The organism is Nonomuraea rosea (genome assembly GCF_039539705.1).
GTDB lineage: Bacteria > Actinomycetota > Actinomycetes > Streptosporangiales > Streptosporangiaceae > Nonomuraea > Nonomuraea rosea.
The window spans coordinates 366,300-380,327 of the sequence record NZ_BAABDQ010000001.1 but is presented as its reverse complement, the minus strand read 5'-3'; the positions used below and the strand labels follow the sequence as shown (position 1 = coordinate 380,327).

The following is a 14,028-nucleotide window of genomic DNA, read 5'->3' as shown; positions in this document are numbered from 1 at the left end:
TGCGGTGCGAGGCGGTTCGAGGACTCGGGTCGGTCTCGGATGGGGAATCGTTCGGGACCTGAACCCGTCTGGGGAATGGTTCGGGACCTGAATCCGTCCCGGCTTGGGTCGGCCCTCCTGGGGAGTGCCGTGGGTCCGGCCCGGGCGGGGTGGTGGCTCGGGCCGGCGGTTGGCTGGTGGTGGGTGGTGGTCAGGGGTGGCTGGTCGTGGACGTGCCTCGGCGGGCGCCGTCGCCGGGGGCGGTGGCGTCGGGAGGCGGTGGCCTCGGGAGGCGATGGCGTCGGGAGGCGGTGACCTCGGGAGGCGATGGCGTCAGGAGGCGGTGACCTCGGGAGGCGATGGCGTCAGGAGGCGGTGACCTCGGGAGGCGATGGCGTCAGGAGGCAGTGGCCTCAGGAGCGGCGGCCTCAGGGGCGGCGGGGCGGCGCCAGCCTTCGGGGAAGCGGGTACGGCGGCGTTCCTCCGGCGTCAGGCCACCCCAGATGCCGTCCGACTCGCCTGCGCGTAAGGCGTACGAGCGGCATTGCTCCATGACCTGGCAGCTCGCGCAGACGGCCTTGGCGCGAGCCTCCTGCGACGGCGTGGGGGCGAGGGGGAAGAAGAGCTCAGGGTCGCTGGATCTACACGCCCCCCGGCGCAGCCAGCCGATCTCCTCCAATGGCATGGACCCAAGGTAGAGCGTGGGCATGATCAGATACATCATCCTCTGGGTTGATCGGCGCGTACATCCCAGAGCCTTACGGCGCGGGGGCGTGTACGACCTCAGCAGGCGCCGACCCCGCTCTGGTAACCCATGACGAACGACTCCTGCCGTTGCTCCGCCGTTCCGTGGGCCGCCGGGTTCAGCCAGTCGTCCGTGGGGTCGCCGGCCGCCTCCAGGCTGATGAGAAGTTCGCCCTCGTCACCCTCGTCGGCCTGCAGCGCATTCGAGTTGACGAGGGCCGACAGGGTGCCGCCCGCGTAGCAGTCCGCCTGCAGCTCCATCTGGACGTTCAGCTCGAAGCTGGTCTGGAGCTGATTCTGCACGGAATGCCCGAACTCATGGGGAATGATCACATAGACCGATCCGTCCCCCATCTCATCCCAGAGCGACTGCATCCAATCCTGGTCGTAGGCGATGAAGTGGCCGGCGGGGCAGTAGAAGGCGTTGTTCGGGGTGGACGGCTGGCCGCCGCAGCTCGGCCCGGAGGTCCCGGAGTAGGGGACGAAGTCGGAAATAGGGCGGTAAGTCCGTCCTAGCTGGGCGAACTGCTGCTTCCAGAACGCCTCCGTCAGCGTGTACGCGGTGCGGACGTCGTCCTCGAAAGTGTCCGGGCCTTTCGTGTTCATGGAAGGCGGCCGGACGAGGCCGCAAGCGGAGACCAGCAGGATCGCGGCGAGGATCAGAGCACGGGTCACGGGTGTCACACGTCCCAAGTGTGTACGGGCTCGTTCGAGTGCATGCGCTCGATGTAGTCGAGGGTCATGGCACGCAGCGCTTCGTGCCGGTCACCGCCGTGCGCGCGTACGCGTTCCACCTGCCAGCCTGCCCCCGTGCGGCCGGACAGGCAGCGACCCTCGATGATGCCGAGCAGGCGGTCGGCGATGGGCGCGTCCACGCCCCAGATGGCCAGCCCCTCACGGGCCATGGGCAGCAGGCGACGCAGGATCAGCTCGGCCGCCGGCACCTCACCCATGCCCGGCCAGTAGAGCCGGGCGTCGAGCCCGTGCCTGGCCGCGGCGCCGAGATTGTCCTCCGCCGCCTGGAACGACATCTGGCTCCAGATCGGCCGCTCGACATACGGAAGGACCCGCATCAACCCGTAGTAGAAGGCGGCGTTGGCCGCGATGTCGGCGACCGTGGGCCCGGCCGGCAGCACGCGGTTCTCCACCCGCAAGTGCGGCATTCCGCCGACCACCGCATACACCGGGCGGTTCCACCGGTAGATCGTGCCGTTGTGCAGGGTGAGCTCGTGGAGCTGGGGGATACGTCCCTGGTCCAGCTCGGCGCGCGGGTCCTCGTCCTCGCAGAGGGGGAGGAGGGCCGGGTAGTAGTTGACGTTCTCCTCGAACAGGTCGAAAACGCTGGTTATCCACCGTTCCCCGAACCACACCCTCGGCCGTACGCCCTGCGCCTTCAACTCCGCCGGACGCGTGTCCGTGGCCTGCTCGAACAGCGCGATCCGGGTCTCACGGTGCAACTCCTTGCCGAACAAATAGGGCGAGTTGGCCGCCACCGCCACCTGAGCGCCCGCGATGGCCTGCGCCGCGTTCCAGTGCGCGGCGAACGCGTCGGGGCTGACCTGCAGATGCAGTTGCACGCTCGTGCAGGCGGCCTCGGGCGCGACGCTGTCCGCGTGCGTGTCGAGGCGTTCGACGCCTTCGATGCACAGGTGCAGGTCCTCGCCCCGGGCCGCGAAGATCTGTTCGTTGAGCAGGCGGTATCGGGGGTTCGCGGAGAGCGTGCCCTCGCCGATGTCCTGTTCGCGCAGTGTGGGGAGGATGCCGATCAGGACCAGGTGGCCGTCCTGGGACTGGGCGCGTTCCTCGGCGTGGTTGAGCCGGGCCCTGACATCGTCCTCCAGGAGACGTGCGCCGTCGCCGCCCAGGTCCTGGGGTTCGACGTTGATCTCGATGTTGAACTGGCCCAGCTCCGTCGCCCAATCCGGCTGCTTGATCGCGGCGAGCACCTGGGCGTTGCGCATGGCCGCCTCGCCGCGCGCGTCCACGATGTTGAGCTCGATCTCGAGGCCGGCGAGCGGGCTTTCCAGCTCGAAGCGGGATTCGCGCAGCATCGCGGCGAAGACGTCAAGACATCGGTGGACCTTTTCACGATAGTTCCGGCGGTCGTCCCTGCTGAACACGACGACTGGCACGTCCCTGCCCATATCAGGCAATGTCGCACGCCAGCGCCGACAAGGCCAGACCGATGGGCTTACTTGGTCATGGACTTTGACGGACTTGGCCAGCAATTTCGAATGCCCGGCGGTGGATGAAGGCTGGGGCGCGGTTCGGGCTGGGGGTGAATGCAGGCGTGGGCGCGGTTCGGGCTGGGGCGGGAGCGCGGCGGGCGGCTTCGTGCGCCGGCATTCCAAACCCGAGCCCCCCATCCTGTACGGCTCCGCGCGGCCGGCCACCACCCGCCGCACTCCGGCGGCGACCTTCCAGGAAACGGCCGCTGACCCGTCAGTGGCGCGCCACCGCTACGACGCGCATCCTTGGCCACCTCCGTGGACGGACTCCTTGGCCGCCTCCCTGGACGACTCCTTGACCAGTTCCCTGGACGACCGCCGCCCACCACCGCGACCACCCACCCACGACCGTCCGCGACCACGATCGCCCACGACCACGACCACGATCGCCCACGACCACGACTACGACCACGACCACGATCGCCCGCGCCCGCGCCCGCGACCGCTCACCCCACTCCCTGAACCACCACCGCGAACACCCCACTCCCCTGAACCGCCACCGCGACCATCCACCCACCACCGCGACCACTCCGCCCCAACCCCCCAGAACCACGCGCGCGAACCCGCGCCCGACCTCGGCGCCCCGAGCCCCTGGGGGGTGGGAGTTTCGCTTGTCGCGGAGCTCCGCGGGATACCACTTTTGGCCGCCACGGCAGGCAATAGGCTTCGGGCATGCGCGTACTGATTACTGGTGGGGCGGGTTATATCGGCAGCACGGTCGCGTCGGCGTGTCTCGACGCCGGGATCACCCCCGTGATTCTCGACAGTCTCGTGACCGGGCGGAAGGAGTTCGCGGAGGGAAGGGCGTTCTATGAGGGGGATATCAGCGACGGCCCGCTGATTGACAAGATATTTGCCGAAAATCCGGATATCGAAGCAGTCGTGCACTGCGCGGCGCTCATTGTGGTGCCGGATTCCGTGGCCGACCCCATCGGCTACTACCGCGCGAACGTCGCCAAGAGCCTTGAGTTCGTCGACCACCTGCTCCGCAACGGCTGCCGTCGGATGATCTTCAGCTCGTCCGCGTCCATCTACGAGGCGGGCCCCGACCACACGGTCGACGAGGACTCCGCGCTCGCTCCGCAGAGCCCGTACGCGCAGACCAAGGCGGTGTGCGAGGCCATGTTCGCCGACATCGCCGCCGGTCGCCCGATCAGGATCCTCTCGCTGCGTTACTTCAACCCGATCGGCGCCGACCCCCAGATGCGTACCGGCCTGCAGTTGCGCCGTCCGAGCCACGCCCTCGGCAAGATGATCGAGGCGTACGAGGAGCGCGTCCCCTTCCAGATCACCGGCACCGATTACCCGACCAGCGACGGCACGGGCATCCGTGACTACATCCACGTCTGGGACCTGGCCGGCGCGCACGTGGCGGCGCTGCGCCGGTTCGACGAGCTGGACGTCGACGTGATCAACCTGGGCACCGGCTCGGGCACCACCGTGCGGGAGCTGGCCGAGGCGTTCAACCGCGTCTCGGACCGTCCGATCGACGTCGTCGAGGCCGCCGCCCGCCCAGGTGACGTGGCCGGGGCCTACACCCGCAGCGACCGCGCCCGTCGCCTGCTGGACTGGCAGGCGGGCTACTCCGTGGAGGAGGGGATCAGGCACTCGCTCGAATGGGCCGCTCTGCGCGACTCCCGCCTCGGCGACCCCGGCGGGCTCCCAGCCGAAGCCTCCCACTAGCCCGCTCCCTCGACCCGCCGTCCGAGGGTTCGTCGCCCGGGGTTCTGCCGGCCAGGGGGCCGTCGGCCGGGGCTCTGTCGGCCGGGGGCCCGTCGGCCGGGGGCCCGTCGTCAGTGGATCTGCCAGCCGGGGGCCCGCCGCCCGGGGGTCCGCCAGCCGGGGTCCGTCGGCCTGGGCCCCGCCGCCCGGGGATCCACCGTCCGGGGGGTCCGTCGGCCTGGGGTCCCCGCTGTCCGGGCCCCCGCTGTCCGCCCGGGGGTCCGCCGCCTGGGGACCCGCCGCCTGGGGATCCGCCGGTCTGGGGTTCCCCTTGCCGGAAATCGGCTCACGCCGGTCCGATGGACCCTGGACCGGTGTGGTGTCGCGCAGTACGATTCGTACACGAATAGTTCGTACACGAAAGAAGTGATGGAAGAAGCGGAGGCGGCCCGCGAGGTCGCGCGGCTCTACCCGGCCATCTACCGGCGGTTCAAGGCGTCCAGGAGGCCGGTCGCCGCCGGCCTGACCGCCAGGATGCACGCAGTCCTCGCCCACCTCCTGGCCGCGGGCCCGCTCACCCTGAGCGAGCTGGCAGAGCACCTGCACCTGTCCAAGGCCGCGACGACCGAGCTGGTCAACCGGGTCGAGGAACGCGGTCTGGTGGCCAGGATCAGGGACGAGCGCGACCGGCGCCGGGTGTTCGTCTGGGTGACGGACGACGGAAGGGCGGCCGCCGCCGCGGCCTCACCACGCGTGCTCGAAGACGACCTGCTGGCGCGGGCCGTGCGGAAGATGACGCCACGGGAGCGTGAAGGGCTCGTCACAGGGCTCAAGGCGCTGCTCAGAGAGGACGAGCCATGAGCTGTGAAAACTGCGGAATGCCGATGGAGACGGCGGCCGACCACGCGCCGGGCCATCCGGACAGCACCTGGTGCAGGCTGTGTGCCAAGCCTGACGGCACGTTGCAGGACTTCGACGAGCGGTTCGAGCGCATGGTGCAGTGGCAGACGCAGCACACCGGCCAGCCCAGAGCCGAGGCCGAGGCGGCCACCAGGGCCTACATGCGGTCGATGCCCGCCTGGCGCGACCACCCGAGGCTGGTCTCGTGAAGACTCTCGGTGTCGACAACATCCTGGTCGGCGTGGGGGATCTGGCGCGGGCCAAGGAGTTCTACGAGGGCGTGCTGGGGCTGGCGGAGCGGTTCTCGACGGGGGAGATGGCGCTGTACGCGATCGGCGCGGAGACCCCCGGCCTGCTGGTATGCGTCCAGGACGGCCGGCCGGGCTCCATGCGCGTCTGGCTGGAGGTGCCCGACGCCCGCGAGGTGGCGGGTGAGCTGGGGATCGAGCCGTTCGAGGTGTTCACCGGCTGGACGGTCGAAGTGCCCGACCCGTGGGGGAACGTCATCGGCCTGACCGACTACGCCAAACAACCCCACCTCTCCCGCACGTCCCCGCCCTGAACGGGAAAGTCCCCTCCCGCCACCAGGGCAGGAGGGGACGTCCGGGCTAGTTGCCGAGCGAGTTGATCGAGTTGTCCGGGATGTCCTTCGGAACCTCGGTGTCGCCGCTGAGGTCGCTGACGTCGATCCAGAGGTCTTCGGCCGGAGCCTTGATCTTGACCTTGGAGCCCCATCCGGTGTACCGGGACTCGGTGGTCGAGCGGTACTTGCCGAGGACGCCGAAGTCCATGGTCCAGCTCGACTTGAGGTGGGTGACCAGGCCCTTGGAGTTGACGACCACCGAGTAGTCGATCTTGATCTTACCGATCTTGCCGGTCAGCTTCTGCCCGTACACCTTGCTCAGCTCGCTGTACGTCAGCGACCCCTTGTACGTGCTGGACTTGAAGCTCTTGGCGTGGGACACCAGGGCCTTCAGCACCTTCGGCTCGAAGACGTCGATGCTCTGGTTGTAGGTCCCGCCGGTCGCCACACCGCTGTAGCGCACCCACTTCTTGCCCTCGGGCAGCTCCTCGCTGAACGCACCGCCCTGCGCGTAGCTGTGCCCGCCGACCGTGATGATGCGCGGCGGCGCGAACGCGGCCGCCAGGCCGCCGGGGGCCCGGTTCTTCAGATCGGAGGCGACGACCCCCGACTTGCCGAACTCCAAAGTGCCGGTCGTCTTTCCAGCCGACGAGCTCTTGCCGTCCACGGTCAGTCGCGTCGTCTCGGAGATCCGCACCCCGTGCCCCGAGACGAACTGCTTCTTCAGCGCCTTCACCGGATCCACCGGCGCGGCAAGCGCAGGCGTCGCGGTCACGAGCGCGGCGGCCGTGGTTAACGCCAGGCCCGCGAGAATTCGCTTCATACGTTTTCCTTCGATTCAAAAGGAGAGGGGGGCAGAATCCTGCCAATTGAAGATCACGACCATATATCGGAGATCGGGGCGTACGGCTCCAAAACCATGCAATTGTTGTGCAGGAGCCATCGTCGAGAAGTGAGATGACCGTCACATACCGGGAGAACCCCGACCCGATGACCTGGGCAGGTCAAGCTTCGGGCTAGGCTTCACTGGCGGAAACGCCCGGCACGCACGGGGTTGCCCGGGCCGTCGAACATCAGTCGGATAAGCAAGGACGGACCCTCGTGGACCTGTTCGAACATCAGGCGAAGGAACTCTTCGCTGACTACGGCATCCCGGTGCCACGCGGCATCGTCGCTCACACCGTGGAGGAGGTGCGGTCGGCCGCCACCGAGCTGACCGGCCGCGTTGTCGTCAAGGCCCAGGTGAAGACCGGCGGTCGCGGCAAGGCCGGCGGCGTGAAGGTGGCCGATGACGCCGCCGACGCGGTGACCAAGGCCGAGGCCATCCTGGGCATGGACATCAAGGGCCACACGGTCCACAAGGTGCTGGTGGAGGAGGCCAGCGCGATCGCGGAGGAATATTACTTCTCCTTCCTGCTCGACCGCGCGAACCGTACCTTCCTCGCCATCTGCTCGGCCGCCGGCGGCATGGACATCGAAGAGGTCGCCCACACCGCGCCCGAGAAGGTGGCCAAGGTGCCGGTCTCGGCGCTGACCGGCGTCGACCGCGCCACGGCCCGCGAGATCGCGGCGGCCGGCGGCCTGCCGGAGAAGTCGCTCGACGGCGCCGCCGAGCTCATCGAGAAGCTCTGGTGCTGCTTCGTCGACGAGGACGCCACGCTCGTCGAGGTCAACCCGATGATCCTGTCGGCCGACGGCCAGGTCAAGGCCCTCGACGGCAAGGTCACGCTGGACGAGAACGCGGCGTTCCGCCAGTCCGACCACGAGGCGCTCGCCGACAAGGCGGCCGAGGACCCGCTCGAGGCCAAAGCCAAGGAGAAGGACCTCAACTACGTCAAGCTCGACGGCGACGTCGGCATCATCGGCAACGGCGCCGGGCTGGTCATGTCCACGCTCGACGTGGTCGCCTACGCCGGTGAGGCGCTCCCCGGCAAGCCGTCCCCCGCGAACTTCCTCGACATCGGCGGCGGCGCCTCGGCCGAGGTCATGGCCGCGGGCCTGGAGATCATCCTCTCCGACCCGAGCGTCAAGTCCATCTTCGTGAACGTCTTCGGCGGCATCACCGCCTGCGACGCCGTCGCCAACGGCATCGTCTCGGCGTTCAAGCTGCTGGAGAGCCGCGGCGAGGCCGTGACCCACCCGCTGGTGGTCCGCCTCGACGGCAACAACGCCCAGCTCGGGCGGCAGATCCTGGCCGACGCCGCGCTTCCGCGGGTCGAGCTGGTAGACACGATGGACGACGCGGCCAAGCGGGCCGCCGAGCTCGCTGCGGCAGGTGTGTGACCCATGGCCATCTGGTTGACTGAGAACAGCAAGATCATCGTTCAGGGCATGACCGGCGGTGAGGGCACCAAGCACACCCGCCGCATGCTCGCCTCCGGCGCCCGCGTCGTGGGCGGTGTCAACGCCCGCAAGGCCGGCACCACGCACGAGGGCCTGCCCGTGTTCGGCACGGTGAAGGAGGCGATGGGGCAGACCGGCGCGGACGTGTCGGTCGTGTTCGTGCCGCCGGCGTTCACGAAGGACGCGGTCAAGGAGGCCATCGACGCCGAGATCCCGCTCGTCGTGGTGATCACCGAGGGCGTGCCGGTGCACGACTCCACGGAGTTCTGGGCGTATGCGGTGGCGAAGGGTGGCAAGACCCGCATCATCGGGCCCAACTGCCCCGGCATCGCCTCGCCCGGCGCCTCCAACGCCGGCATCATCCCCGCCGACATCACCACCGCCGGCCGCATCGGCCTGGTCTCCAAGTCGGGCACGCTCACCTACCAGCTCATGTACGAGCTGCGCGACTTCGGGTTCTCCACCGCGGTGGGCATCGGTGGCGACCCCGTCATCGGGACCACGCACATCGACGCGCTCCAGGCGTTCCAGGAGGACCCGGCCACCGACGCGATCGTGATGATCGGTGAGATCGGCGGCGACGCCGAGGAGCGCGCCGCCGCGTACATCGAGCAGCACGTCTCCAAGCCGGTCGTGGCCTACGTCGCGGGCTTCACCGCGCCGGAGGGCAAGACGATGGGCCACGCGGGCGCCATCGTGTCCGGCTCGGCCGGCACCGCGCAGGCCAAGAAGGAGGCCCTGGAGAAGGTCGGCGTCCGCGTCGGCAAGACCCCCTCCGAGACGGCCCGCCTGATGCGCGAGATCATGCAGGCTCGCTGATCGCGTTGCGGATCTCTGCAGAAAGCCCCGTGCGGTGCTCGCCGCGCGGGGCTTTCTCTTTCCCCGGGACCCCGGCGGGTGGCCTCGCGTGCTCAGTTCGTAATGACAAAGCCGCCCGAGACCGGCGCGTCAACCAAGCGCTGGTCGGGAAACCTTGAGAAAATCGCCTACTGTGACGGCGATTCTCGACCAGTTGCGTACTGCCCCCCGGTCTGTGCTCGGCAAGTTGCCCGGGGGGTCGAGCGACGACGACGAGACGAGGCGGCCGCTGCCCGTGTCGGGGATGCTGGCCGCCGCCTGCACGCTGGGCGTCGGGCTGGCCGCGCTCACCACGCTCACGCTGGTCGGCTGGATCGCCGCGCCGCGTGGCACGCTGGGCGCCGGATTGCCGGGTGTGTTCCGTACGGCCGCGCAGTTGTGGCTGGCCGCGCACCACGCCGGGTTCGCGATCCCCGGCGGGCGGGTCGGGCTGCTGCCGCTCGGGCTGATGATCCTGCCCGCCATGCTCCTCTACCGCGCCGGACGATGGATGGCGCGCGACGCCGACCTGCGGCTGCGCCTGCCCGCCCGGTTGCCGAAGAACAGCCCGAAGGAGCAGGCCGGGGCCCGGCGCCGGGCCCAGCTCATCCTCGTGGGCCAGGCCGGGGTGTCGCTGGCGGCCCCGTACGCGCTGCTCGCGGGGTTGATCGCGCTCGTGGCCAGCAACGAGATCACGCAGCCGTTCATCGGCGAGGCGCTGCTGAGCCACTTCGTGCTGGCGTTCCTGGCGGGCGCGCTGGCCACGGCGCGGACGATCGGGCCGTGGCGGGCGATGCTGCGGCTGCTGCCCGAGCGGGTGCGGGCCATGACCGTCGGCACGGCCATGGCCACGGCGGTGCTGCTCGTTGCCGGGCTCGCGCTGGTGCTGGTCGCGGTCGTGCTGAACTTCGGGCAGATCAGGGAGCTGTCCGAGGTGCTCTCGCCCGGGTTCGTGGGCGGGGTGCTGCTGTTGCTGCTCCAGCTTCTCTACGCGCTCAACGCCGTCATCTGGGCCTCCTCCTACATCGCCGGACCCGGGTTCGCCATCGGCGCGGACACCCTGGTCGCGCCCACGGGCGTGCAACTCGGCTCGGTGCCGAGCCTGCCCCTGCTCGGGGCGCTGCCGGAGAGCGGCCCCGTGCCGGGGTGGATGATGGCGGTGATCGCGCTGCCGTTCGCGGCGGGGGCCGTGGCCGGGGTGGTGGTGGCCAGGATCTCGCCCTCGCCTTCGTACGAGGCCGCGCCGCTCTGGGGATTCCTCACGGGCGTCTCCACCGGTCTGGTGTCGGGGCTGCTGGCGGCGCTGTCCGGCGGGCCGATCGGCGGCGGGCGGCTGGCGGCGGTCGGGCCCTCGCCCTGGGAGGTGGCCCTGTCGGTGGCGCTGGAGGTCGGCGTGGCCGCGGGCATCTCGGCGGGCGTGGCCAACCTGCTGCTGCTCAACAAGAAGGCCCGCGCGCCGCTCGACCGGGCGGCCGCCCCGGTGCGCAAGGCCGGCGCCGCGATCGCCAAGGCGGCGAGCAGGGTCGGGCTGGCCGAGTCTGACCCGCGCCCGCTGCCCGGCCACTGGATGGACGCCACCGAGGCCGACACCCAGGAGATCCCGGTCATCAGGGACGACTGGCAGGACGAGCACGCCTCGGCGGAGGCGGAGACGCTGGCCCAGGCACGCCCGCGCGCGCAGGAGCCGGAGCCCGGTGAGGCACGCCCGCCGCGTAAGGACATCGTGGACGAGTCCGACGACCGGGGAGGCAAGGTCATCTACGTCGACCCCTACGCCTGGGACCGCGACTAGCGGCCGCCCCGGGCGGTGCCGGGGAAAGCCGTTGCTTCCCCCGGCACGGGTGTCATCGGCGCAGGCCGAGCCGTTGGATGAGGCGTCGGTAGCGTTCGGTGCCGGTGTTGCTCGCCGTGCCGATCCTTGGCTCGTCTGCGGGCGGAGCGCAGCCGATTTTCCGCCCCGGGAGTGTTACGGCTGGATGGCGCCGAGCACGTCGAGCACGTCGGCCGGCAGCTTGCGCTGAGCGGCGTCCCTGAACTGGGTGAAGCACTCGCCCTGCGAGGACACCGTGCCGGCGCCCTTGAGGCACTCGGTGTAGGCCGAGTATTCGTCCATCAGGTAGAGCTGCATCGCAGTGGCCAGGGCGGACAGCGCCAGCGCGATCGAGGAGATGGTGATGCCGCCCACGGCGATGCCGGTGGGCTTGCGCGCACCTCGCAGCAACGGGAGCGCGCGGATCCCGGCCATGAGCGCGAACAGCGCCATGACCAGGCCGGCGAGCGGCAACATGAACGTCATGGCCAGCGCTGCGATCGACAACCAGATCGCTCGGCGGCCCGCTGAGTCAGCGGGCTGCTGGCCTGCCGGTGCCTGCACCGGTGTCGACACCTGACCTCCTCTGCGTCGCCGGGCGAGGAACAGATACCCTGGCACCCCCACCCTGTTTCCTCTTGGAGAGTGTGCGTGTCTAAGGCTGGGCGGCTCGTCGTCCTCGTCTCCGGCTCTGGAACCAACCTACAGGCCCTGCTGGACGCTTCTGCCGACCCGTCGTACGGGGCTCGCGTGGTGGCAGTCGGCGCCGACAGGGATGGGATCGAAGGGCTGGCCAGAGCGTCGAAGGCAGAAGTCCCGACATTTGTGGAAAAATTGCGCGATTACGCGACACGGGCGGACTGGGACGCGGCGATCGCGGCCAAGATCGCAGCCTACGAACCCGACCTGGTGGTCTCAGCCGGTTTCATGAAAATTTTGGGTGCGCCCACGCTCGGCGCGTTCCCCGTGCTGAACACCCACCCGGCGCTGCTGCCGTCGTTCCCGGGCGCCCATGGTGTGCGCGACGCGCTGGCCCACGGGGTCAAGGTGACCGGCTGCACGGTGATGCTGGCCGACTCGGGGATCGACACCGGGCCGATCGTCGCGCAGGAAGCGGTGAGCGTACATCCGGAGGACGATGAGGCGGAGCTGCACGAACGCATCAAGACCGTCGAGCGCCGCCTGCTCGTCGACATCGTCGGCCGGATGGCCCGGGAGGGCTGGACGGTCAGCGGACGTATCGTCCGAATCGGCAATCAATCAGGAGGGGAATCCACGTGACTCGCATCGCCATCCGGCGCGCGCTGATCGCTGTTTATGACAAGTCCGGGCTCGAGGAGCTGGCCAGGGGCCTCGACAGCGCGGGAGTGGAGATCGTCTCCACTGGTGGCACGGCCGCCGCGATCTCCTCCTACGGGATTCCGGTGACGAAGGTCGAGCAGCTCACCGGGTTCCCGGAGTGCCTGGACGGCCGGGTCAAGACGTTGCATCCGCGCGTACACGCCGGGCTGCTGGCCGACGTCACCAAGCCGCACCACGTGGCCCAGCTCGACGAGCTGGAGATCGACCCGTTCCAGCTCGTCGTGGTGAACCTCTACCCGTTCCAGGAGACGGTGGCCTCCGGCGCGTCCGACGAGGAGTGCGTCGAGCAGATCGACATCGGCGGGCCCGCGATGATCCGGGGCGCCGCGAAGAACCACAACACCTGCGCCGTCGTGGTCGACCCCAGCGCCTACGGCGACGTGCTCAAGGCGGTGGCCGAGGACGGCTTCACGCTCACCGACCGCAGGCGGCTGGCCGGCCTCGCCTACGCCCACACGGCGTCGTACGACGTGGCCGTGGCGAACTGGTTCGCGCAGGCGTACGAGGCGGGCGAGGGCGAGTTCCCCGCGTTCACCGGCGCCACGTACGAGCGCAAGGCCACCCTGCGCTACGGCGAGAACCCCCACCAGCAGGCGGCCCTCTACACCGGCGGCACGGGCGGGCTGGCCAACGCCGAGCAGCTGCACGGCAAGGAGATGTCCTACAACAACTACCTCGACTCCGACGCCGCCTGGCGCGCGGCCTGGGACTTCACGCAGCCCTGCGTGGCCATCATCAAGCACCAGAACCCCTGCGGCATCGCGATCGGCTCCGACGTGGCCGACGCGCACCGCAAGGCGCACGCGTGCGACCCCACGTCGGCGTTCGGCGGGGTGATCGCGGTCAACCGCGCGGTGACCGTGGAGCTGGCCAGGCAGATCGCCGAGGTGTTCACCGAGGTCGTCGTCGCGCCGGCCTACGACGCGGAGGCGCTGGAGGTGCTGCGCGCCAAGAAGAGCCTGCGCCTGCTGCAGTGCGCCGACGGGCCGGCCACGCCGACCGAGTTCCGCAAGATCGACGGCGGCCTGCTGGTGCAGTCGGTGGACCGGGTGGACGCGCCCGGCGACGCGGCGACGCAGTGGGAGCTCAAGACCGGCGCGCCCGCCTCGGCCGAGCAGCTGGCGGACCTGGAGTTCGCCTGGCGCGCGTGCCGCTCGGTGAAGTCGAACGCCATCCTGCTGGCCAGCGACGGAGCCACCGTGGGCGTGGGCATGGGGCAGGTCAACCGGGTCGACTCGTGCCGGCTGGCGGTCACGCGGGCGGGCGAGCGGGCGGCGGGCGCGGTCGCGGCCTCCGACGCCTACTTCCCCTTCCCTGACGGGGCGCAGGTGCTGATCGACGCCGGGGTCCGGTTCATCGTCGAGCCGGGGGGCTCGATTCGGGACGAGCTGGTGATCGAGGCTGCGGAGAAGGCCGGGATCACCCTGTACTTCACCGGTACTCGGCACTTCTTCCACTGATCGTCCGGTTGAGGGCGGCATGAGCGATCATGTCGCCCTTTTCCTGTTTTTGAGGCGAGCATCGGTTATCTACGGTTAGCCTGATTGCCTCTCCCGCCTCATTCCCCCGGAGCTCCCCTA

At 69.7% G+C, this 14,028-nt stretch carries 14 protein-coding genes; 9 read left to right on the top strand and 5 right to left on the bottom strand.

The genetic code is table 11. The features are described from left to right. Positions 1-376 precede the first annotated feature (376 nt). From ABEA43_RS01765 to ABEA43_RS01755, 3 genes are all read right to left on the bottom strand, one after another. A complete protein-coding gene (locus tag ABEA43_RS01765; RefSeq protein WP_345557910.1) occupies positions 377-664 on the bottom strand; it encodes a WhiB family transcriptional regulator in 288 nt (95 codons plus the stop codon). A gap of 98 nt (positions 665-762) precedes the next feature. Next, complete coding sequence (locus ABEA43_RS01760; protein ID WP_345557908.1) at positions 763-1,398, bottom strand: neutral zinc metallopeptidase; 636 nt, start codon at positions 1,396-1,398, stop codon at positions 763-765. Positions 1,399-1,403: 5 nt separating this feature from the next. Further along, entirely contained in the window at positions 1,404-2,855 is a 1,452-nt protein-coding gene (locus tag ABEA43_RS01755) for a glutamate-cysteine ligase family protein (protein WP_345557906.1), read from the bottom strand. Positions 2,856-3,623: 768 nt separating this feature from the next. On the opposite strand from ABEA43_RS01755, the gene galE reads away from it, so the two are divergent. The 4 genes from galE to ABEA43_RS01735 all read left to right on the top strand — a co-directional run bounded on the left by galE (position 3,624) and on the right by ABEA43_RS01735 (position 6,075). Beyond that, positions 3,624-4,634, top strand: a complete 1,011-nt coding sequence (galE, locus tag ABEA43_RS01750; RefSeq protein ID WP_345557904.1) for a UDP-glucose 4-epimerase GalE — start codon at positions 3,624-3,626, stop codon at positions 4,632-4,634. Positions 4,635-5,042: 408 nt separating this feature from the next. Next, positions 5,043-5,474, top strand: coding sequence for a MarR family winged helix-turn-helix transcriptional regulator (locus tag ABEA43_RS01745; protein WP_345557903.1), 432 nt, complete (start codon positions 5,043-5,045; stop codon positions 5,472-5,474). Next, positions 5,471-5,722 carry a zinc ribbon domain-containing protein gene (locus ABEA43_RS01740; protein ID WP_345557901.1) on the top strand — a complete coding sequence of 84 codons (252 nt, stop codon included), beginning with the start codon at positions 5,471-5,473 and terminating at the stop codon, positions 5,720-5,722. Before ABEA43_RS01745 ends, ABEA43_RS01740 begins: the two co-directional genes overlap by 4 nt. Further along, positions 5,719-6,075, top strand: coding sequence for a VOC family protein (locus tag ABEA43_RS01735; RefSeq protein WP_345557899.1), 357 nt, complete (start codon positions 5,719-5,721; stop codon positions 6,073-6,075). The genes ABEA43_RS01740 and ABEA43_RS01735 overlap by 4 nt, the downstream gene beginning before the upstream one ends. Before the next feature lie 46 nt (positions 6,076-6,121). Here ABEA43_RS01735 and ABEA43_RS01730 read toward each other — a convergent pair whose 3' ends face one another. Next, positions 6,122-6,919 (bottom strand): hypothetical protein, encoded by a 798-nt coding sequence (locus ABEA43_RS01730; protein ID WP_345557897.1) that lies wholly within the window; start codon positions 6,917-6,919, stop codon positions 6,122-6,124. 278 nt (positions 6,920-7,197) lie between these two features. Here ABEA43_RS01730 and sucC point away from each other — a divergent pair, with 278 nt between their 5' ends. The 3 genes from sucC to ABEA43_RS01715 all read left to right on the top strand — a co-directional run bounded on the left by sucC (position 7,198) and on the right by ABEA43_RS01715 (position 11,068). Then, positions 7,198-8,379 (top strand): ADP-forming succinate--CoA ligase subunit beta, encoded by a 1,182-nt coding sequence (gene sucC, locus ABEA43_RS01725; RefSeq protein WP_345557895.1) that lies wholly within the window; start codon positions 7,198-7,200, stop codon positions 8,377-8,379. Between the two features lie 3 nt (positions 8,380-8,382). After that, positions 8,383-9,258, top strand: a complete 876-nt coding sequence (sucD, locus tag ABEA43_RS01720) for a succinate--CoA ligase subunit alpha (RefSeq protein ID WP_345557893.1) — start codon at positions 8,383-8,385, stop codon at positions 9,256-9,258. A gap of 172 nt (positions 9,259-9,430) precedes the next feature. Then, entirely contained in the window at positions 9,431-11,068 is a 1,638-nt protein-coding gene (locus tag ABEA43_RS01715) for a cell division protein PerM (protein WP_345557891.1), read from the top strand. A 174-nt stretch (positions 11,069-11,242) separates the two neighbouring features. Here ABEA43_RS01715 and ABEA43_RS01710 read toward each other — a convergent pair whose 3' ends face one another. Beyond that, positions 11,243-11,662, bottom strand: a complete 420-nt coding sequence (locus tag ABEA43_RS01710) for a hypothetical protein (RefSeq protein ID WP_345557889.1) — start codon at positions 11,660-11,662, stop codon at positions 11,243-11,245. A gap of 75 nt (positions 11,663-11,737) precedes the next feature. Between ABEA43_RS01710 and purN the strand changes: the two genes are divergently transcribed. Next, positions 11,738-12,367, top strand: a complete 630-nt coding sequence (purN, locus tag ABEA43_RS01705; protein ID WP_345557887.1) for a phosphoribosylglycinamide formyltransferase — start codon at positions 11,738-11,740, stop codon at positions 12,365-12,367. Next, positions 12,364-13,908, top strand: a complete 1,545-nt coding sequence (gene purH / locus ABEA43_RS01700) for a bifunctional phosphoribosylaminoimidazolecarboxamide formyltransferase/IMP cyclohydrolase (RefSeq protein ID WP_345557885.1) — start codon at positions 12,364-12,366, stop codon at positions 13,906-13,908. The genes purN and purH overlap by 4 nt, the downstream gene beginning before the upstream one ends. The last annotated feature ends 120 nt before the right edge of the window (positions 13,909-14,028 follow it).

Excerpts from the sequence above, each read along its gene's own strand:
- ABEA43_RS01730 (WP_345557897.1), bottom strand. The coding sequence starts at position 6,919 with ATGAAGCGAATTCTCGCGGGCCTGGCGTTAACCACGGCCGCCGCGCTC.
- ABEA43_RS01765 (WP_345557910.1), bottom strand. The coding sequence starts at position 664 with ATGCCATTGGAGGAGATCGGCTGGCTGCGCCGGGGGGCGTGTAGATCC.
- ABEA43_RS01745 (WP_345557903.1), top strand. The coding sequence starts at position 5,043 with ATGGAAGAAGCGGAGGCGGCCCGCGAGGTCGCGCGGCTCTACCCGGCC.
- galE (WP_345557904.1), top strand. The coding sequence starts at position 3,624 with ATGCGCGTACTGATTACTGGTGGGGCGGGTTATATCGGCAGCACGGTC.
- ABEA43_RS01740 (WP_345557901.1), top strand. The coding sequence starts at position 5,471 with ATGAGCTGTGAAAACTGCGGAATGCCGATGGAGACGGCGGCCGACCAC.
- sucD (WP_345557893.1), top strand. The coding sequence starts at position 8,383 with ATGGCCATCTGGTTGACTGAGAACAGCAAGATCATCGTTCAGGGCATG.